Annotated in this window: 19 protein-coding genes; 9 read left to right on the forward strand and 10 right to left on the reverse strand. The window is 65.6% G+C overall.

What is annotated here, in order from left to right; genetic code table 11:
- Positions 1-6: 6 nt before the first annotated feature.
- The 3 genes from flgG to flgH are packed head-to-tail and all read left to right on the forward strand — an operon-like array spanning position 7 to position 2,701.
- Positions 7-795, forward strand: coding sequence for a flagellar basal-body rod protein FlgG (gene flgG / locus VGC77_RS09135; protein ID WP_331171253.1), 789 nt, complete (start codon positions 7-9; stop codon positions 793-795).
- An 8-nt stretch (positions 796-803) separates the two neighbouring features.
- A complete protein-coding gene (gene flgA, locus VGC77_RS09140) occupies positions 804-1,928 on the forward strand; it encodes a flagellar basal body P-ring formation chaperone FlgA (protein WP_331171254.1) in 1,125 nt (374 codons plus the stop codon).
- Positions 1,929-1,942: 14 nt separating this feature from the next.
- Positions 1,943-2,701, forward strand: a complete 759-nt coding sequence (flgH, locus tag VGC77_RS09145) for a flagellar basal body L-ring protein FlgH (RefSeq protein WP_331171255.1) — start codon at positions 1,943-1,945, stop codon at positions 2,699-2,701.
- Between the two features lie 654 nt (positions 2,702-3,355).
- Here the strand turns inward: flgH and VGC77_RS09150 are convergent.
- The 3 genes from VGC77_RS09150 to VGC77_RS09160 form a co-directional block, all read right to left on the reverse strand.
- Positions 3,356-3,589 carry a hypothetical protein gene (locus tag VGC77_RS09150; protein WP_331171256.1) on the reverse strand — a complete coding sequence of 78 codons (234 nt, stop codon included), beginning with the start codon at positions 3,587-3,589 and terminating at the stop codon, positions 3,356-3,358.
- Positions 3,590-3,693: 104 nt separating this feature from the next.
- Positions 3,694-4,335, reverse strand: a complete 642-nt coding sequence (locus VGC77_RS09155; protein ID WP_331171257.1) for a DUF1109 domain-containing protein — start codon at positions 4,333-4,335, stop codon at positions 3,694-3,696.
- A complete protein-coding gene (locus VGC77_RS09160; RefSeq protein WP_331171258.1) occupies positions 4,332-4,889 on the reverse strand; it encodes a sigma-70 family RNA polymerase sigma factor in 558 nt (185 codons plus the stop codon). The genes VGC77_RS09155 and VGC77_RS09160 overlap by 4 nt, the downstream gene beginning before the upstream one ends.
- Before the next feature lie 259 nt (positions 4,890-5,148).
- Between VGC77_RS09160 and VGC77_RS09165 the strand changes: the two genes are divergently transcribed.
- Together VGC77_RS09165 and VGC77_RS09170 are read left to right on the forward strand one after the other, a co-directional pair.
- Positions 5,149-5,502 (forward strand): hypothetical protein, encoded by a 354-nt coding sequence (locus VGC77_RS09165; protein ID WP_331171259.1) that lies wholly within the window; start codon positions 5,149-5,151, stop codon positions 5,500-5,502.
- Positions 5,503-5,507: 5 nt separating this feature from the next.
- A complete protein-coding gene (locus tag VGC77_RS09170) occupies positions 5,508-6,113 on the forward strand; it encodes a PIN domain-containing protein (RefSeq protein ID WP_331171260.1) in 606 nt (201 codons plus the stop codon).
- Between the two features lie 80 nt (positions 6,114-6,193).
- Here the strand turns inward: VGC77_RS09170 and dksA are convergent, their stop codons facing one another.
- Both dksA and VGC77_RS09180 read right to left on the reverse strand, forming a co-directional pair.
- Positions 6,194-6,604 (reverse strand): RNA polymerase-binding protein DksA, encoded by a 411-nt coding sequence (gene dksA / locus VGC77_RS09175; RefSeq protein WP_184257459.1) that lies wholly within the window; start codon positions 6,602-6,604, stop codon positions 6,194-6,196.
- 177 nt (positions 6,605-6,781) lie between these two features.
- Positions 6,782-7,192 (reverse strand): flagellar assembly protein FliX, encoded by a 411-nt coding sequence (locus VGC77_RS09180; RefSeq protein ID WP_331171261.1) that lies wholly within the window; start codon positions 7,190-7,192, stop codon positions 6,782-6,784.
- 307 nt (positions 7,193-7,499) lie between these two features.
- Here VGC77_RS09180 and VGC77_RS09185 point away from each other — a divergent pair, with 307 nt between their 5' ends.
- From VGC77_RS09185 to VGC77_RS09200, 4 genes are all read left to right on the forward strand, one after another.
- The gene (locus VGC77_RS09185; protein ID WP_414709630.1) at positions 7,500-8,636 is read left to right on the forward strand and encodes a flagellar basal body P-ring protein FlgI; all 1,137 of its coding nucleotides are present in this window, start codon (positions 7,500-7,502) and stop codon (positions 8,634-8,636) included.
- Positions 8,636-8,983: a flagellar assembly peptidoglycan hydrolase FlgJ gene (gene flgJ / locus VGC77_RS09190; protein WP_331171262.1), complete on the forward strand. Its 348-nt coding sequence runs from the start codon at positions 8,636-8,638 to the stop codon at positions 8,981-8,983. The genes VGC77_RS09185 and flgJ overlap by 1 nt, the downstream gene beginning before the upstream one ends.
- Positions 8,984-9,001: 18 nt before the next feature.
- Positions 9,002-9,493: a hypothetical protein gene (locus VGC77_RS09195; protein WP_331171263.1), complete on the forward strand. Its 492-nt coding sequence runs from the start codon at positions 9,002-9,004 to the stop codon at positions 9,491-9,493.
- A gap of 457 nt (positions 9,494-9,950) precedes the next feature.
- Positions 9,951-10,325, forward strand: a complete 375-nt coding sequence (locus tag VGC77_RS09200; RefSeq protein WP_331171264.1) for a hypothetical protein — start codon at positions 9,951-9,953, stop codon at positions 10,323-10,325.
- Between the two features lie 173 nt (positions 10,326-10,498).
- Here the strand turns inward: VGC77_RS09200 and flaF are convergent, their stop codons facing one another.
- The 5 genes from flaF to VGC77_RS09225 all read right to left on the reverse strand — a co-directional run bounded on the left by flaF (position 10,499) and on the right by VGC77_RS09225 (position 18,854).
- Positions 10,499-10,864, reverse strand: a complete 366-nt coding sequence (gene flaF / locus VGC77_RS09205) for a flagellar biosynthesis regulator FlaF (RefSeq protein ID WP_331171265.1) — start codon at positions 10,862-10,864, stop codon at positions 10,499-10,501.
- 2 nt (positions 10,865-10,866) lie between these two features.
- A complete protein-coding gene (gene flbT, locus VGC77_RS09210; protein WP_331171266.1) occupies positions 10,867-11,244 on the reverse strand; it encodes a flagellar biosynthesis repressor FlbT in 378 nt (125 codons plus the stop codon).
- A 234-nt stretch (positions 11,245-11,478) separates the two neighbouring features.
- Positions 11,479-13,743: a DUF1522 domain-containing protein gene (locus VGC77_RS09215; protein ID WP_331171267.1), complete on the reverse strand. Its 2,265-nt coding sequence runs from the start codon at positions 13,741-13,743 to the stop codon at positions 11,479-11,481.
- A gap of 352 nt (positions 13,744-14,095) precedes the next feature.
- Complete coding sequence (locus tag VGC77_RS09220; protein WP_331171268.1) at positions 14,096-16,336, reverse strand: DUF1522 domain-containing protein; 2,241 nt, start codon at positions 16,334-16,336, stop codon at positions 14,096-14,098.
- Between the two features lie 310 nt (positions 16,337-16,646).
- Entirely contained in the window at positions 16,647-18,854 is a 2,208-nt protein-coding gene (locus VGC77_RS09225; RefSeq protein WP_331171269.1) for a DUF1522 domain-containing protein, read from the reverse strand.
- Between the last annotated feature and the right edge of the window lie 483 nt (positions 18,855-19,337).

The raw sequence follows: 19,337 nt of genomic DNA on the forward strand, positions 1-19,337 counted from the left end.
TGACCCATGCGCGCTCTCTACACCGCAGCGACCGGGATGGCGGCCCAGGAACTCAACGTCCAGGTGATTTCCAACAACATCGCCAACATGCGCACCACCGGCTTCAAGAAGCAGCGCGCGGCGTTTCAGGATCTGATCTACGACCACGTCCGCCGGGTCGGCGCGCAGGCCTCCGATCAGGGCACCATCCTGCCGGTCGGCGTCGACATCGGCGGCGGCGTCAAGACCGTCGGCACGCCGCGCATGATGACCCAGGGCACGCTGTCGCCGACCGGCAACGACCTCGATCTGGCGGTGCGCGGCGAAGGCTTCTTCAAGATCCAGATGCCGGACGGCACCTACTCCTATACGCGCGACGGCTCGTTCACTACCGACAACACCGGCCGGGTGGTGACCGCGAACGGCAATCCGCTGCAGCCCACCATCACCATTCCGACCGGCGCCAGCGGCATCACCATCGCCAGCAACGGCCAGGTCTCGGTCACCGTCGCGGGATCCACCACGCCGACCGTGATCGGCCAGATCAGCCTGACCCGTTTCATCAACAAGACCGGGCTGCAGCCGCAGGGCGACAACCTGTTCATCGAAACCGGGGCGTCGGGGCCGCCGCAGGACGGTATCGCCAATGCCGACGGCTATGGCGACATCCAGCAGCAGACCCTGGAGCAGGCCAACGTCGAAGTGGTCACCGAAATCTCCGACCTGATCGCGGCGCAACGCGCCTACGAGATGAACGCCAAGGTGGTCAGCGCCGCCGACCAGATGCTGCAATCCACCTCCAACATGTTCCGGTGAGGACTTCAATGATGCGCGCCCCGCTACTCATTGGCCTCGCCATCGCCCTCGCCGGCGCCGGCCCAAGCCTGTCGCAAGGTCTCGCCCAAGGTCTCTCCCAAGGTCCGGCGCAAGGTCTCGCCGAAGGCCCGGGTCAGAGCCCGGCGCAGAGCCGCGACGACGTCATCGCCACCCCGGTGCTGCGCGCCAGCATCACCGTGACCAGCGACCTCGTGCTGATCGGCGACGTCATCGACAATGCCGGCAGCGCCGCCAAGATCGCGATCTATCGCGCCCCGGATCTCGGCACCACCGGGTCGCTGCCCACCGCCAAGCTCTTGGCGGCGCTACGCGCGCATCAGGTGATCGGCGTCGAGACCCGCGATATCCGCGAGGTCTCGGTGACGCGGCTGGCCCGCACGGTGGCGAGCGACGAGATCGAAAACCAGGTGGCGCGGGCGCTGGCGCAGAACAACGGCCACGCCGAGGCCAACAGTTTCCAGGTCAAGTTCGACCGCGATCCGCAGACCCTGCAACTCGACCCTTCCAACAGCGGCGCGATGGAGCCGGTCGCGGTGCGCCACGACCTGCGCAGCGGCCGCTTCGACGTCACCTTCGAGATCGCCGGCGAGAGCAGCGCGGCGCCGACCAAGCTGCGCTTCACCGGCACCGCCATCGAGACCGTGGACGCCGCGGTGCTGGCGCGCGGCGTCGAACGCAACGAGATCCTGAAATCCTCCGACGTGGTGGTGGAGCGGCGGCCGAAGACCGAGGTCGGCAACGACGTCGCCGGCCGCGACGTCGCGGTCGGGATGCAGGCGCGCCGGCAATTGCGCGCCGGCCAGGCGTTGCGGGTCGCCGACCTCGCCAAACCCGATCTGGTGTCGCGCGACCAGAGCGTCACGCTGATCTACGAGTCGACCGGGCTGTATCTCACCGTGCGCGGCAAGGCGGTCGACAGCGGCACCGAGGGCGACGTCGTCAACGTCGTCAACCTGCAATCCAAGCGCACCGTCGCCGGCACCGTGATCGGCCGCGGCCAGGTCGCGGTGTCGGTGGCAACGCCGCGCGTCGTCGCCTCCGCGGCGCCGGGCGGCGACGGCGCGGCCGCCGTCACCGGCTCGGTCGCCGCCCCTGCTTCCGCTTCCCGATAACCCGAGTAATCGTCATGTCCCAGTTACCGACGTTCAACCGCATCGTCCTCGCCGGACTTCTCGTGGCCACCGGCGGCCTCGCGGGCGGCTGTTCATCGATCGACCGGCTGTCGCAGATCGGCGAGCAGCCGAAGCTCGCGGCGATCGAAAATCCCACCGCGCAGCCCGGCTACAAGCCGGTGCAGATGCCGATGCCGAAGCCGGAAGCGGCCTCCTACAACGCCAATTCGCTGTGGCGCAACGGCTCGCGGGCGTTCTTCCGCGACCAGCGCGCGCATCAGGTCGGCGACATCCTCACCGTCACGGTGAATTTCACCGACAAGGCCAACATCGCCAACGAGACCCAGCGCAGCCGCACCAACAAGGAAGACTCCGGGATCACCGATTTCGCCGGCGCCAAACTGATCGGCGGCGCCGCCTCGCAGGTGATGCCGGGCCGCATCCTGACCGCGGATGCGACCGCGTCGAGCGACGGCAAGGGCTCGGTGCAGCGCCAGGAAGCGTTGCAGACCAGCGTCGCCGCGGTGGTGACGCAATTGCTGCCGAACGGCAATCTGGTGGTCGAAGGCAAGCAGGAAATCCGGGTCAATTTCGAAATCCGCGAACTGATCGTCGCCGGCATCGTGCGGCCGGAGGACATCCAGAGCGACAACACCATCGACTCGGCCAAGATCGCGCAGGCCCGCATCGCCTATGGCGGCCGCGGCCAGCTCACCGACGTGCAGCAGCCGCGCTACGGCCAGCAGGTGATGGACGTGCTGCTGCCGTTCTAAGCCTCATCTCGACGTGGTTTGCAGTCTGAAGCGATTTCTTTTTTCGGAGAAGATCATGCCCGCACGATACTCCCGCACAGGAGGGCAACGCGTTCTCCCGACGTAATACCGCGGCGAGGCGGCTCCCACCGCGCGCCGTGCCTTGCCGGCCCCCCCCGCCGGCGTCTCCCGAGCTCCCACACCCGATCGCGAACCTAGGCGCGAACGGGTGTCCTACGCGGCCTCCGTCAGCTCCCCTGGCGGAGGCCGTGCTCGTTTTGCGTCTGCTGAAGTGATTGCGGCAGTGTCTTGAGATAGTTCGCTTATAGCGTTTTCGAGTGAAGCGGATCCCGGTTCGCGTGAAGACAACGCGTCAAAATAACAATCTAGAGCTCCGGTTCTGATCTATCAGAACCGGAATCGCTCTATGGTCGCTTGAACCGACTTCGATGGGGTCGATGCGCTGCACGACCAACTTGGCGGTCATTCCGGGGCGCGAACAGCGCAAGCTGTGAGCGAACCCGGAATCTCGCAACGAGGAGCACACTCTCACACCCGCGGCAGATTCCGGGTTCGCCCGGGCTCACGCCCTGGCGCCCCGGAATGACCGCCTCGTGTGGGTTGCGAATTCAGTGCTATTGCAGTCGGCAACGTGAGTGAATTGCGGTGCCTCGCTTAGTTGCCGTGCGGCACTACGGTCTTCGGCCCGCCGCTGTAGACATGCGAGGCCTTGTGCAGGACGGCGACGTCCGGCGCCGCGGTGGCGTTCGGCAGGATGGTGGCGTGCGAGGTGCTGGCGGGGCCGCCCTGATAGTGATGGCGATGTTCGCCGGGCGCATTCTGCGCCAGCGCGGACACGGTCAACAGCGGCGCCACGACGGCGGCCGCGAGCAGCGATTTGATCAGCATGATAGGTCTCCGAAGGTTGGCAAGAGCCGTGTGGTCGCTCTCATTGATCAGTTCGCAGCGCTGCGCCGATCGGTTACAGGCTCGTTTGGATAAATCGCAAAACGCTACCAGCGCAGCAGTCGCGGCCCGAGCAGCCAGCCGCCGAGCGTGCACAGCGCGATCGTGCCGCCGTACCACAGCGCCACGAACGGCACGGTGTCGTCGATGCAATGCAGCGCGTAGCCGGTGGCGCTGAGGCAGCCGGCGATCAGCCCGACCAGCGCGCCGGCGCGCGACAGATCGGTCGGCGCCAGCCGCCGCACCGTCCACACCAGCACCGCGAACGGCACCAGCGCGATCAGCGGAATCGAGATCAGGCATTCCAGGCCTTGCGCGCTGTGCAGCGCCGCGGTCCAATGTGCCCCCGGCGCCATCGCCAGGCCGAGCCCGAGCAACGTCATCACCGCGACGAACGGCGCCGCCAACAGCAGCAGCGCGCCGCGCCGCTCGCCGCCCGGCCGCGCGATCCGGATCAGCGTGAGCGCCGCCGGAACCAGGATCAGCAGCGCGAGGCCGATCTTCAACAGCGCCGGCGCCAGCGTCGCCAGCGTGCCGAGCTGCGCGCGCGGCCCCAGCACCACCACCACCGCGGCGACCGCTGCGGCGGCGCCGGCCGCCACCGCGAGCCAGATGCCGCGCGCGCCGCTGCGATAGCCGACCGGCTCGACATTGGTGCTCAGCAGCGCGATCAGGTCGTCGGTCTTCATGGCTGTTTCTCCCGGCCGAGCAAGGCGGCCAGCGCCTTCAATCCGCGGTGCACATTGACCTTGACCGCCGGCTCCGACATGCCGCGGCGGCGCGCCGCCTCGGCGACGCTGAGGCCTTCGAGCTTCACCGACTGGATCGCGCGACGCATCTTGTCCGGCAATTGCCCGAGCAGCTTGCCGAGGTCGCGGGCGCTGTCGGCGCCGACATAGTCGTCGCGCGCCATGATGTCCTCGGCGTCGTCGATCGGCACGTCGGCGCGCGAAGCGCGGGTGCGGCGCAGATGGTCGATCAGCTTGTAGCGGGCGATGGCGTAGACCCACGGCGTCAGCGGCTCCGCCGGGTCATAGGTGGCGCGGCGGGTGTGGATCGCCAGCAGCGCTTCCTGCATCAGGTCCTCGGCCTCCGCGGCGCTGCGGCCGATCCGCGAAAGCTTAGCCTTGTAATAGGCGCGCAGATGGCCGCTGAGGCGGTCGAGCAAGATGCGATACGCCGCGGCGTCGCCCGTGAGGCCCGCGGTCATCAGCGACCTCAGTTCGGCATCGTCGGTTGTCATCAGGCACCTGTCGTAACCCAGTTCGGCGCGGCGGCCCGAATGGTTACAGCCGGGGCGGATTATTTTCGGCGGGGGACGGGAAATCTCGCGCGCGTGGCCGAACACGAACCGAGCACGGACCAGCAGGTCCGCTGCCGAGGCAGCGAGCACACTGGGCCATCTTACGGGAACTGTCCGCAATCCGTTCCTGCGGGTCGCGCCGTCTTGATTTCCCTAAAACAAGCAATTTATGTAGTCTCGGTATTCTCAGGAGGCTGCGATGGCCAAGGCAAAATCCCGCTCGACCTCGCTGCCGGAATCGCTCGATCTCCAGGTCCGCGACATCGCGCTGCGCGAAAACCGCACGCCGGCCAATGTGCTCGAAAACGCCGTTCGGGTGTTCACCTTGATGCCGCCGGAGCTTCGCGCGCTGTTGATTGAAACCTCGGCCGACGAGGCGAATGGCGCGCGACGGCTGCAAGATCTCAGCCGCCACCTCATGTTCGCCCTGGCGCGCGACCGTTTCGAAGCCGCCGCGGCGCAACTGGCACGCTCATCGGCGAAGATCGACGACGCCTTGCTGACAGCGGATGAGCTCACTTTGGAGCCGGCGCCTCATCCGGTCGTCGGCTAGGCCGGATGCTGATCGTTGTTCCGGATGTCAACGTCCTGGTGTCGCGGGCCAACGCTGATCGCGCCGGACGCTCATCGACCATCAGTCAGAAGGTGGTCCGGCAACTCGTCTCCGGCGAGCTCAACGGCGAGCCGTTGCAGCTTGCGATGTCGTTCAAGATGCTCGACACCTATCGCGACGTGCTGCTCCGCAAGGGTTATGACCGCGAAGCCGTTGCGCAATCCGCCGACGGCCTGATCGCGCTGATGCGCTACGGGCCGGTCGGATTCGATCCCTACCTGGTCCTTGGCGGCACGCCCGAGCCGTCGGTGATGGATGTCGAAGACGGCGGGGTGCTGGCGACCGCCTATGCCGCGCACGCCAACATACTGATCACCGACAATCTGAAGGACTTCGCCGGTCATGACGCCGAAGCCTACGTCACGTCGGTCGCTCGCTCAGCTGCTGGAACGCAGCGCGAGCTTTATTGCCTGATACGCAAGCGGCCTGACGGCCATTCGCTGATCGTGGTCCATCCCGCGGATTTCGTGCGCTGGACGGAAAGCGGTTTCAAGATGTCCGCCGGCGCCATCAGGGCGAGTTGCACCGCCAAGCCTGACCTGTCACGCTGAGCTGACATGATCGAGCGCCGCGCGCCGTCGCCGACCGAAAATTCCGGCCGGCGAACTAATCACGGGCGGCAGCGCCCACACTACTCGTCGCGATACACCTTCTCGCGTTTTTCGTGGCGTTCCTGCGCTTCCACCGACAGCGTCGCGATCGGGCGCGCCTCGAGCCGCTTCAGCGAGATCGGCTCGCCGGTTTCTTCGCAATAGCCGTAGGTGTTGTCTTCGATGCGCTGCAGCGCGGCGTCGATCTTGGAGATCAGTTTGCGCTGACGGTCGCGGGCGCGCAATTCGATGGCGCGGTCGGTTTCCGAGGCGGCACGGTCCGCCAGATCGGGGTGGTTGACGTTTTCTTCTTGCAGGGTTTGTAGGGTGATCCTGGATTCCCGCAGGATCTCGTCCTTCCAGGCTAGCAGCTTTGCGCGAAAGTAATCGCGCTGCCGATCGTTCATGAAAGGCTCTTTTTCGGAGGGGCGGTAGCTTTTCAACTTATCCAAGGCCAATCCATCTGTCCGAGGGAGCCGGTTGTAACCCGGTCGCGCCGCCGCTTATATAGCGACGGCTTGTGACAGACAATATCGTCCGCGAGACGAACAGCGGCGGTTTTTGGCGGCCGGAACTGGCGACCAAGTGAGCGGCACGCTGCCTCAAAACCAGCCGTCAGAACGGCCCGGTTAGAACTGCCCGGCTTTGGCCAGTTCGACTTCCACCCGTAGTTCGATCTCCGACAGCACCGCGTCGAGCCCGGGGTCGCCGGACGACGCCTTGAGGTCGGCCGCCGCCGCCCGCAGCCGCGCCACGGTGGTATTGTCAAACGAACCTGACAACAGCCCCATCTTCAATTCGTCGAGCACATCGAGCGCGCCCTTGCCGCGCGCCACCGAGCGCTTGCGGCGCTCCACCGGATCCTCGATGCCCTGCATCGCCAGCAGCGCGTCGATATTGGCCGAGGCTTTCGGTGCCGACAGCGGCCGGGCGTCCGCGGTGGTGGCGGGCTCCGGCAGCGTAAAGCCGCTGCCGCCGCTGCGCCGTGGGGCGCTGGAGGGGCCGCCGAGTGTAGTGCCGTTCGGTCCGTAAATGCGCATCGTGGGATCCCGCTTGGTCCGAGCCCATGGAGGGAACGCCGGCGCTGTTTGCCCATCCGTGAACGACGAGGCCTTCGACCGAAATCTCGCCGGTTACGGTTAACGCCAGGTAAACGGCCCGGCAGAATTTGCCGGTGACGGCAGTTTCGCCGCGCCGGGAACCCGGGGCCGGACCCGGTCCGTTGTATTTTATCAAATTAAAACAGAGCGATACCCGTAACGCCGCGGTGGCATGGCGCTGGCATAGAGAAAGCCGGATCGCCATCGGGAGCTGGCGGGTCCGGATCGACCTCAGCGGGGAGCCGAGATGCCAAGCGTGGGTTTGCCGAAACTGGTTCAGCTGATCGGCCGGGCGGCCATTGCGGCCGCCATGGCGCTGACGCTGTCCTGCGGCGGCGCGGGCGCTACGTCGCGGATCAAGGACCTCGCCAATATCGAGGGCGTGCGGCAAAATCAGTTGATCGGCTATGGCCTGGTGGTCGGCCTCAACGGCACCGGCGATACCCTCAACAACATTCCGTTCACCAAGCAGTCGCTGCAGGCGATGCTGGAGCGGATGGGCGTCAACATCCGCGGCGCCACCATCCGCACCGGCAACGTCGCTGCCGTCATGGTCACCGGCAATCTGCCGGCGTTCGGCACCCAGGGCACCCGAATGGATGTCACCGTCTCGGCGCTCGGCGACGCCAAGAATCTGCAGGGCGGCACCCTGCTGGTGACGCCGCTGCTCGGCGCCGACGGCAACGTCTATGCGGTGGCGCAGGGCTCGCTGGCGATCAGCGGGTTCCAGGCCGAGGGCGCCGCCGCCAGCATCACTCGCGGCGTGCCCACGGTCGGCCGGATCGCCAATGGCGCGATCATCGAGCGCGAGATCGAGTTCGCGCTGAACCGGCTGCCCAATGTCCGGCTGGCGCTGCGCAACCCCGACTTTACCACCGCGAAACGGGTCGCCGCCGCGGTCAATGATTTCCTCGGCACCAAGAGCGCCGAACCGATCGACCCCTCCACCGTGCAGCTCTCGATCCCCGGCGAGTTCAAGGGCAACGTCGTCGCCCTGCTCACCGAGATCGAGCAATTGCAGGTCGATCCGGACCTCGCCGCGAAAATCATCATCGACGAGCGCAGCGGTATCATCGTGATGGGCCGCGACGTCCGCGTCGCCACCGTGGCGGTGTCGCAAGGCAACCTCACCGTGACGATTTCCGAAAGCCCGCAGGTCAGCCAGCCCAACCCCTTGTCGCGCGGCCGCACCGTGACCACGCCGAACACCAAGATCGGCGTCACCGAGGACGGCAAGAAGCTGGCGCTGGTCAGGGACGGAGTGTCGCTGCAGCAGCTGGTCGACGGCCTCAACGGGCTCGGCATCGGGCCGCGCGACCTGATCGGCATCCTGCAGGCGATCAAGGCCGCCGGCGCGATCCAGGCCGACATCGAGGTGATGTGATGATCGCCAGCGCAACCTCCAGCCAAGCCGCCGCCGCTATACCGACCCGCAACGGCCGCCCCGACACCCAGCTCGCCGAGGCGCTGGCGAAGGTGTCGCCGCAGACCCAGGCCAAGATGAAGACCCAGGCCACCGACTTCGAGGCCATGTTCCTGAATTCGATGTTCTCGCAGATGACCAGCAGCGTGAAGGGCGAAGGCCCGTTCGGCGACACCGTCGGCACCGGGGTATGGCGCTCGATGCTGACCGACCAATATTCCAAATCCTTCGCCAAGGCCGGCGGCGTCGGGGTTTCCGCCGACGTGTTTCGCCAGCTCATTCTCCAGCAGGCCAGCCGCGCCAGCTAGGCGCAAAAAGGACGCACCATGCAGCATCGAGCTCAACCCGTCCCGGCGCCGACGCCGTTGCCGCCGATTTCGACCGCCGCCGAGGCCCGTCAACTGGCCGAAGGCCTGATGGATGTGATGACCAATCTGCTCGGGGTGATCGAACAGGAAACCGAGCTGGTGCGCGCCGGCAAGGTGCGCGAGGCGATCGACCTCGAGCCGAACAAGACCGAACTGTCGCGGCGCTATGTCAGCACCATCCTGCGGGTGAAGGCCAGCCAGCAGTATTTCGCGCTGACCACGCCGGAGCTGCTCGCCGCGCTGCATCGCCATCACGAGGTGTTCCGCGCCATGCTGCAGGTCAACCTGACGGTGCTGGCGACCGCTCATGCGGTGTCGGAAGGCATCGTGCGCGGCGTCAACGCACAGATGCAGCGCCGCAACATTCCCAACACCTACACCGCCAGCGGCCAGCGCGCCGCCCCCGGCCCCCGCAACATGACCCCGATCGCGGTCAGCCGCTCGATGTGAGCGGCGCACCCTCCTCGCCTGACTTCCCGTTACAGCACGACACCGCCGAGCATCGCGTGGCGCGACTCAGCTCGCGGCGCGGTCGGCGCGGTTCGCCGCGCCATTCGCTGTGTCCGCACGCCCATCGGCAGCCGGCCCGCAGCGTTACGCCGCGATCGAATCAATCCGTCTTCAATCGGGTGGAATTCCAAAAACCATGCCGCGTCGCGGCGGCGGCGCGGCGCCGAACTCCGCTTGCATCTCAGTAGATTCCGCAGCATTGATCGCGGCGGTTGAGGTCGCAATCGCCCGGCGCGGCGACCCGGATACGGCCGGCGGCGCGGTTCGCGACGGCCGTGGCGCCGTTCGCATTTGAATCAAATCATCACAGCGCGCGAAGCTAGGACTTTAGACATTCGGCCCATAGTCTGCGATGGGAAGGGTTGGGATTAGATTTTGTGGAGGCCAGGAGGCTGCCATGGGAGCCGATTTCAACATCAAGCCGGTGGGGTCGCCGGTCGCGGCACAGTTCATTCGACCCGCACCAGAAGCCGTGCGGAGCGCTGTGGCGACCGAACTGCCGTCGGACAAGAGTGTCGCCGCATCTGACAGGTCGTCGGCCAGCACGCCGCCCGCGAGTTACGATGTGTTGAACGCCACCGACCAGGTCGCGCATCAGGTGATCGTCGATCGCGCCGCGGCGCAGGTGGTCTATGTCACGGTCGACACCACCACCAATCTGGTCGTCAACCAGTATCCGGAAGAATCTCGGCTGCGGGCGCGGGCCTATATCCGCGCGCAGGACAACGCCAAGTTCGACCACAAGACCTTGGCGACCGATCGCACGGCCTAGCGCAACGGCCGGCATCACACCTGTTAGTACGCCCGCCGGCAATTGCCGCGCGGCGCGTTGTGGTGTGTGAAGCAGATTGCGCCGAAGCAAGTCCTGGCGGAAAAATCCGACGAAATATTTTTGAAGAATTTCAGCCGCGTGGCGTGAACCCGGCGCGGGATCGGCCGCCCGGCTCAGGCCCGGCCGCTCAGCCCGGTGGCGATGTTGCGGTTGATCTCGATCAGCGCGGCCAGCCGCTCGCGTTCCGGCTTGACCTGCAATGCGGCGCATTGCGTCAGCACGAAGATGCCGATATTGGCGATGTTCTGCCGGATCGCGATCGCTTCGGGATTGGCATCGCTGAGCGCGTCGCTGACGAAGATCGACCACAGCTTGCGATTGAAGATCAGCGCGGCGCTGAGTCCGGAATCCGACTCGTTCCAGTTGGTGACGGCGTCTTGAAGTTGTCGGGCGGCCTTCAGCAGGGCCTGTGCTTCGATGTCCCGGGGAGAAGCGATTCGCTGCGCTGTGCGAGCATAAGCCTGGGCACCGACAGACATGACTACCTCAACAATTCTTCTTCACGCTTGATCAGCGCACGCAATTCCCGGAGTGCTTTGTAAAGATTGCCGCTTAAAATTAGATTACTCGCGGCCTCGATCTGATCCCTAAAACTCGGCACAGCTTCGATCAATTCTTTGATGAAGCCGAGATAGAGATCCTGATACGCCGGGATATCGTTCTCCAGATACATCATCTGCACGCACAGATAGATTCGTTTGGCCGGGGTGTTGGCGGTCTCCGAAGTCAGGATATCTTTTTCGCGCAGGATCGGCGCGTCGCCGTCGATCAGGAACGCGGTTCGGGAGTCGGAATTGGTGATGACGCTTTGACCGATGATGATCCGCTCGAACGGCTTCAACTCAACTCTCAAAGGCATACCGTGGTCCTCCTGCGTCGGTGCCGCGCCGGCAAAACACCCGAGATCCGGCGCAAGGCCCGGCGGGCCGAATCACATCATGCGCGGACTTATGCCATCCATCCAGCATATAGAACTGGCGCAACCGACGACAATTGCTGCGATCCGACGATATCTCGCGAATCTCGCCGGCTCAAACGGCAAAAGCGGCGTGGTTGCCCGCGCCGCCCGCATCGTCGGCGCTGAGCTGCGCGATTACTGCAGCAGCTTCAGCACGCTCTGCTGCGACTGGTTGGCCAGCGCCAGCGCCGAGACCGCGATCGACTGCCTCGTCGACAGCGCCTGGCTGTTGGCGGCTTCCTCGTTGGTATCGGCCAGCGTCAGGTTCGACGAGCCGGTCTGCAATACGTTGATCAGGTTCTTGGCGAATTCCTGGCGGATCTGCACGATCGACAGGTTGGAGCCGAGCGAGGAGGCCTGCGAGCGCAGCGAAGTCGAGGCGACGTTGAGCGCCGCCAGCGTCTTGTTGGCGGAGGCGTTGTCGACCAGATCGGTGCCGGCGACCAGCGTCGGCAGCCCGAGCCCGGCCGGGGTCAGCGCCGCGCCGGTGATGTTCAGCGTCGACTTGCCGGTCTCGTTGAACACCAGCTTCAGGGTGTCGCCGGCCAGCAGGTTGACGCCGTTGAACGAGGCGTCCTGCGAGGTGGTGGTGATCTGGGCGATGATGTTGTTGTACTGCGCGACCAGGCCGGCGCGGGTGGACTGCGAATTCAGGTCGGCGGCCGGCGGCGCCGGGTTGGTGAAGCTCAGCGTCGTGATGACGGTGCCGCCGAGCGTGCCGCCATCGAGCGCCGAGCCGAGCGTCGAGGAGGCATAGTCGTTGCCGGCGGTGATCACCAGCTTGCCGGTGGCGTCGACGGTGGCGCTCATATTGTTGGCGAACAGCGCGGTGTTGAGCTGCGCCAGGGTCTTGACGGTGCCGTTGGTGCCGTCGCCGAAGGTGATGTTGACCGGGGTGCCGCCCTTGAACGAGGTGAAGGTCAGGGTCTTGCCGCTGATACCGCCGATGCCGGCATTGCGCGCCGCCGAGAACACCGTCGAGGTGCCGGTGTTGCCGGCGAGGCCAAGCGCGGCCAGCGCGTTGCCGGAGCCGGCGATGGTCAGGTCGGACACCGTGCCGGTGCTCAGCTTCAACGCGCCGGAGGCCGCCACCGACGACGCGGTGGCGCCGGCGGTGGTGGTCAGCACGGCGTTGCCGCTGGTGTTGGCGGCGGTCTGTACGCCGGTGGCGATGTCGATCGCCTTCAGCACGTCGTCGATGGTGCCGCCCTGCAGATAGACGGTGGAATTGCCGACCCCGTCGGTGACGATGTTGCCGATGGCGCCGGAGCCGGTCGCCACGTTGGCGGGCGCCGGCACCGCGGCGTTCTTGAAGGTGATGGTCTTGCCGTCGACATACAGCGTCGAGCCGTCCTGGATCAGCGAGCCGACGGTGTTGTTGTCGGTGGTGCGCTGCTGGGTGACGGTGACGGTGCCGGGGCCGGTCGAGCTGCTGAGGCCGAGCGCCTTCAGGAGGTCGGCCTTGCCGGTGATGCTGAGGTCGGCGCCGGTGCCGGTGGTCAGGGTGAGTTGCCCGCCGGCCGTGGCGCCGTCGGTGCCCGAGGAATGGGTGATGGTCGCGGTGCCGTTGGAATTGACGGATTTCTGCACGCCGCTGGCGAGGTCGATCGCCTTGGTCAGATCGCCGACCGAGGCGAGCGGCGTGGCCGCGGTGCCGAGATAGATCGTGGTGTTGCCGTTGCCGTCGGTCACCAAGTTGCCGGCGACGCCGGATCCGACGGTGACGCCGGAGGCGGCCGGCGCCGAGCCGGCGCGGAAGGTGATGGTCTTGCCGTTGACGACCACCGTGTCGCCGTCGGCCGGCTGGGCGTTGCCGATCAGCGCGGTCGCCGCGGAGCCGGTGGCGTCGATCAATTTCAACGAGGTGCTGAGCGGTGCGGCGCCGTCGCCGGCGGTCCCCACCGCGCCGACCAGCGACGACGAGGTGCCGCCGAGCTTGGTGGTCCCGGTCACCGCGGTCGAGCCGCCGGCGTTGCCGGTGTACAGCACGTTGCTCGAGGCCACGGTGTTGACGAAGCTGGTGGTGCCGCGCAGGTCGTCGGCGGTGGCGCCGGAAATCGAGGTGGAGACGTTGGATTTCGGCGCGTAGCCGACCGGGGTCTGCAGCGCCTGGTTGGCGATCGACTTGGCGGCGTCGATCAGCTTGTTCAGCGAGGTGATGCCGGTCGAGGCCGCCTGCAGGATCTGCACGCCGTTGCCGATGCCGTCCAACAGGTTGTTGATGTCGGAGGATCGGCTGTCGAGCCCCGCCGCGGTGAAGAAGTTGGTCGGATTGTCGAGCGCCGAATTGACCTTCTTTCCGCTGGAAAGCCGGTTCTGCGTGGTGGACAGGAGGTCTGCCGTCGACTGAAGCGAAAGCAGGTTCTGTCGAACCGATGCCGAAAGGACGACGTCTGACATAGTGTAACCTTCCTGTTCCGTGCTGGAGGCCGACCTTCAGGTCGAGCGACGCATGGGACGTCCCGGGCGAACGAGATCTCGCCGTGACGCTTTACGGTATTGCTTTGACGCCTTCTGGTGAGGGACCTCGGCCCACATACGCGTGGCAACCGGATCAACGCAGCCGATTCTCGGCCTACCTCATTCCTACTTATCCCAAGCATTAACCATGACGTTTTAAGATATGGTTAACAGCCCCTTAAAGTTTGCCGGCCGGCTCCGCGCGGCGCGAAAAAATTAAAGGCCGGCGGCAAAACGCAAAAAAACGGCGGGGTTTCCCCCGCCGTCTTCCGATTGGTGCGTTTGGTCGAACTTAGCGCAGCAGCTGCAACACGCTCTGCTGCGAGGTGTTGGCGAGCGACAGCGCGGACACCGCGATCGACTGGCGGGTCGACAGCGCCTGGCTGTTGGCCGCTTCCTCGTTGGTGTCGGCCAAGGTCAGGTTCGACGAGCCGGTCTGCAGCACGTTGATCAGGTTCTTCGAGAAGTCCTGACGCAACTGCACGATCGACAGGTTGGAACCCAGCGCCGAGGCCTGCGACCGCAGCGAGGTGCTGGCCGTCGTCAGGGTGGTCAGCACCTTGTTGGTCGCCGAGTTGTCGATGAAGTCGGTGCCGCCAGTCAGGTTCGACAGGCCGAGGCCTGCTGCGTTGAAGGTCACGCCCTGAATGTTCAGCGTCGACTTGCCGGTTTCGTTGAAGGTCAGCTTGAGGTTGTCGCCGTTCAGCAGGTTGACGCCGTTGAACGAGGCATCCTGGGCCGTGGTGGTGATCTGATCCAGGATGTTGTTGTACTGCGTCACCAGATTGGCGCGGGTGGTCTGCGCCACCGCATCGGCAACCGGCGCCGCCGCGATGGTGAAGGTGGTCGAGGTGGTCAGGGTGCCGCCGATCGAACCGCCGGAAGCGGTCGAGCCGAGGGTGGACGACGCGTAGTCGTTCGCCGCCGAGATCGTCAGCTTGCCGGACGCATCGACGGTGGCGCCAAGGTTATTGGCGGACAGCGCGGAGTTGAGCTGGGCCAAAGTCTTGACGGTGCCGTTGGTGCCGTCGCCGAGGGTGACGCTGACCGCCGTCCCGCCGTTGAACGAGGAGAAGGTCAGGGTCTTGCCGTTGATGCCGCCGGTGCCGGCCGCACGAGACGCCGAGAAATTGGCGCTGGAGTGGGTCGGACCGTCGAGACCGAGCGCTGACAACGCGTTGCCGACACCGCCGGCAATGTTGAGGTCAGACAGAGTGCCGGTGCTGAGTTTCAGCGTGCCGTTGGCCGCCACGCTGGAGGGCGAGGCGCCGCTGGCGGTCGACAGGGTGGTGACGCCGGCCGCGTTGGAGGCGGTCTGCACGCCGGTGGCGAGATCGATCGCCTTCAGGGTGTCGGCGATGGTCGCCCCCTGAAGATAGACGATCGAGTTGCCGCTGCCGTCGGTCTGCAGATGGCTGCCGGCCTGGATGCCCGAGCCGGTCGGCACGTTGGCCGGAAGCGGCTGGTAGGCGTTCGAGAAGGTGATCGTGTGACCGTTCACATTCAAGGTGGAGCCGTCCGTGATCAGGTTGGCAGTGGTGGTCGCAGCGGTGGTGCGAGCGACGCCGACCGAGACGTTGCCGGAACCGATCGAGGTGGTGAGACCGAAGGCGTTGAGCAGATCCGCCTTGCCGGTGATGCTGAGGTCGGCGCCGGTCGAGGAGTTGACGGTCAGCACGCCGGTGGCAAACGCCGCGGTCGAGCCGGTGATCGTCGCCACGCCCGCGGCGTTCACGGTCTTGGCAACGCCGCTGGCCAGATCGACGGCCTTGAGAACGTCGGCAACGGTGCCGCCGGTCAGATAGATCTGGGAGTTGCCGGAGCCATCGGTGACGATGTTGCCGCTGACGCCCGAGCCGGTCGCAACGCCGGCCGCGGCCGGAGCGGCACCCGCCTTGAAGGTGATCGACTTGCCGTTGACGACCAGAACGTCGCCGTCTTTCGGAGCCGCGGCGGCCAGCAACGTGGTCGCCGTGGTACCGGCTGCCAGCGTGACGGTGCCGGACAGATCGGTGGTTCCGTCGCCCGCGGTGGCGGCGGTGCCGACGAGCGCGCCGGCGACGCCACCGAGCGTGGTGGCCGAGGTGATCGGCGAAGCGCCGCCCGAGGTGCCGTCAGTGACGACGCCGCTGACTGCGAACGCGCTGGCGAAAGTGGTGGTGCCGCGGATGTCGTCGGCGGTGGCGCCGGCGATCGTGGTCGAAACGTTCGACTTGGTGGTGTAGCCCGACACGGTCTGCAGCGCCTGGTTGGCGATCGACTTGGCGGAGTCGACGAGCTTCTGCAGCGAGGTGATGCCGGTGTTGGCGGCCTGCAGGATCTGCACGCCGTTGCCGATGCCATCGAGCAAGTTGTTGATGTCGCTGGCGCGGCTGTCGAGGGACGAGGCGGTGAAGAAGTTGGTCGGATTGTCGAGCGCGGTGTTGACCTTCTTGCCGGTCGACAGGCGGCTCTGAGTGGTAGCAAGCAGGTCGGCAGTGGACTGCAGCGAGAGCAGGTTCTGACGCACGGCGGAGGAGAGGATAACGGACATGGTGAATACCTTCCTGGTATAAGCAACAACCGATCTTCTTGATCGGCGGGGGCACACTCCGTCCGGGCGTCGTAATGAGATCTTAATTTAGGAGCTAGTAGTAGTACCTGTACGCCCTCCTTATCCGTAAAACTACTACCCCTGGTAAGACACCCCCGTGAATCCAAAGTTAGTGCTGTGCCGCAGCGGGATCGTCGCGCTGCGCGGCGCGCGGATTTTTTGCCGTTAACCAGCGGTCAACCATATCTCTCAACACAAAAAAACGGCGGGGTTGCCCCCGCCGTCTTGCGATCGATGTCTTGCGGCGCGGTTAGCGCAGCAGCTGCAACACGCTCTGCTGCGAGGTGTTGGCCAAGGACAGCGCGGACACCGCGATCGACTGCCGGGTCGACAGCGCCTGGCTGTTGGCGGCTTCCTCGTTGGTGTCGGCCAAGGTCAGGTTCGACGAGCCGGTCTGCAGCACGTTGATCAGGCTCTTCGAAAAGTCCTGACGGGTCTGCACGATCGACAGGTTCGACCCCAAAGCCGAAGCCTGCGACCGCAGCGTCGTCGAGGCGGTGGTCAGGGTCGCCAACACCTTGTTGGTGGCGGCGTTGTCGATGAAGTCGGTGCCCGACGTCAGGCTCGACAGGCCAAGACCGTTGGGGTCGAAAGTGACGCCCTGGATGCTCAGAGTGGACTTGCCGGTTTCGTTGAACACCAGCTTCAGGGTGTCGCCGCCGAGCAGGTTGACGCCGTTGAACGAGGCATCCTGCGAGGTGGTTTTGATCTGGTCCATGATGTCGTTGTACTGCTTGACCAGATTGGCGCGGGTGCTCTGGGCGACCACGTCGGCGACGGGATCGGAGGGCGCCGAGAAGAACGACGCCGCGGTGCCGCCGATCTTGCCGCCGGACAGCGTGGAGCCGAGCGTCGAGGAGGCGTAGTCGTTCGCCGCCGAGATCGTCAGCTTGCCGTTGGTGTCGATCGAGGCCTGCAAGTTGTTGGCCTTCAGCGCCGTGTTGAGGTCGGCCAGCGACTTGACGGTGCCGTTGGTGCCATCGCCGATCGTCACGTTGACGGCGGTGCCGCCGTTAAACGATTCGAACGACAGCGTCTTGCCGGAGATGCCGCCGGCCGTCGAGGTGCGGGCCACGTTGAAGCTGGTCGCCGTTCCCTGGGCGCCGGCCAGACCCAATGCCGACAGCGCGTTGCCGGTGCCGGAGATCTTCAGATCTCCTGCCAGGCCCGAGCTGATCTGCAATTGACCACCGGAGAGCACCTTGGACGCCTCGCTACCAGCAGCCACCGCCAGCGTTGCGGCGCCATTGCTGACCGGGGCCACCTGCGCGCCGCTGGCGATGTCGATGGCGGTGAGCACATCGTCCATCGTGCCGCCCTGCAGGTAGACGGTCGAATTGCCGCTGCCGTCGGTGATGACGTTCTTGCCGGTCACCTTGCCGGAGCCGTAGTCCGCAGCGGCCGGAATCGCCGCGTCCTGGAAGGTGATGGTCTTGCCGTTCACCGTCAGGGTCGAACCGGCCTGCACCATTCCGGCGCGGCTGACGCCGGCCCCGGCGGTGGTGTTGGCGGTGCGGTCAGCGGTGAAGCTGCCGACGCCGGTGGCTCCCGAATTCAGACCGAACGCCGACAGCAGGGTGTTATTGCCGGAGATCGACAGATCGGAACCCGTCGAGGTGGAGAGCACCAGCGCGTTGGCCGTGATCGTGGCATTGGTGCCCGAGCTGTTTTGCAGCGTCGCACCACCACCGCTGATGGTCGCCTTTTGCACGCCGCTCGCCAGATCGATGGCGGCCAACACGTCGGAGACTTTGCCGCTGTTGAGATAGACGGTGGAATTACCCTTGCCGTCGGTGACCAGCTGATTGATGACGCCGGAACCGGCCGGCAAAGTGGTCGAGGCCGGTGCGTCGCCATTCGCAAAGCTGATGGTGTGGCCGTTCACCGTCAGGGTGTTGCCGGCCACCGGCTTGTTGGCGCCGAGCGAGCTCAGCAAATCGCCGGTCGCGATGGTCCCGACGGTCGCCCCGGTCTTTGTCGCGGCGGTACCGCCGAGCAAAGTGCTGCCGGAAATCACGCCGGGAGTGGCCTGACCGTCCTGCAGGCCAAGGCTCTGCGCGGAGCCGTTGGAATAGGTCGCAGTGCCGCGCAGATCGTCGGAGGTGGCGCCGGCGATGGTGGTCGAAACGCTGGACTTGCTGGTGTAGCCGGCGACGGTCTGCAGCGCCTGGTTGGCGATCGACTTGGCGCTATCCACCAGCTTCTGCAGCGAGGTGATGCCGGTGTTGGCGGCCTGCAGGATCTGCACGCCGTTGCCGATGCCGTCCAACAGGTTGTTGATGTCGGAGGCGCGGGCGTCGAGGCCGGAGGCGGTGAAGAAATTGGTCGGATTGTCGAGCGCCGAGTTCACCTTCTTGCCGGTGGAAAGGCGACTCTGGGTGGTCGAGAGCAGGTCCGCGGTCGACTGCAGCGAAAGCAGATTCTGACGGACGGAGGACGAGAGTGTGATGCCTGACATTGCTTGAGACCTTCCTGGTTCAGCTAAAATGACGATCATTCAGATCGCTGCGGAACCCTGACCGGCAAAATCTAACAAACCGTAAAACTACGCAGGTACAATTACGGGAATTTATGGCCCGGTAATGGGTTTAGGAACCGCGGCGGCCATCAGCGCCGAGGTCTTGGGACGGGCGGAAATTAAGGTATTTGAAATAATTGCGACCGATCCGCCGCTCCGCGATCAGTTATTGCGCGATCCGTCGTCGCGAGATCGGCTATTGCGGGATCGGCTATTGCGAGATCCGACCTGCCGCGGGCTCACCCGCCGCGCAACCGGCGCTATCACCGACCCGCCGCGCCACCGGCGCCGTCATCCTTGTAACTTAAATTCTGCTGGGCGAGGCGGTAGGCTGTCTCGCGCGGTGGCGGACGAGAGACCGGGTCATCCGAGGGCTTTGAAGCCCGAACCTCAGCTTGGGCCTTCGTCCGTCGTTCCATCGAA

The sequence above is a fragment of the Rhodopseudomonas sp. genome (genome assembly GCF_036404135.1).
In the GTDB taxonomy this organism is placed as follows: domain Bacteria; phylum Pseudomonadota; class Alphaproteobacteria; order Rhizobiales; family Xanthobacteraceae; genus Rhodopseudomonas_A.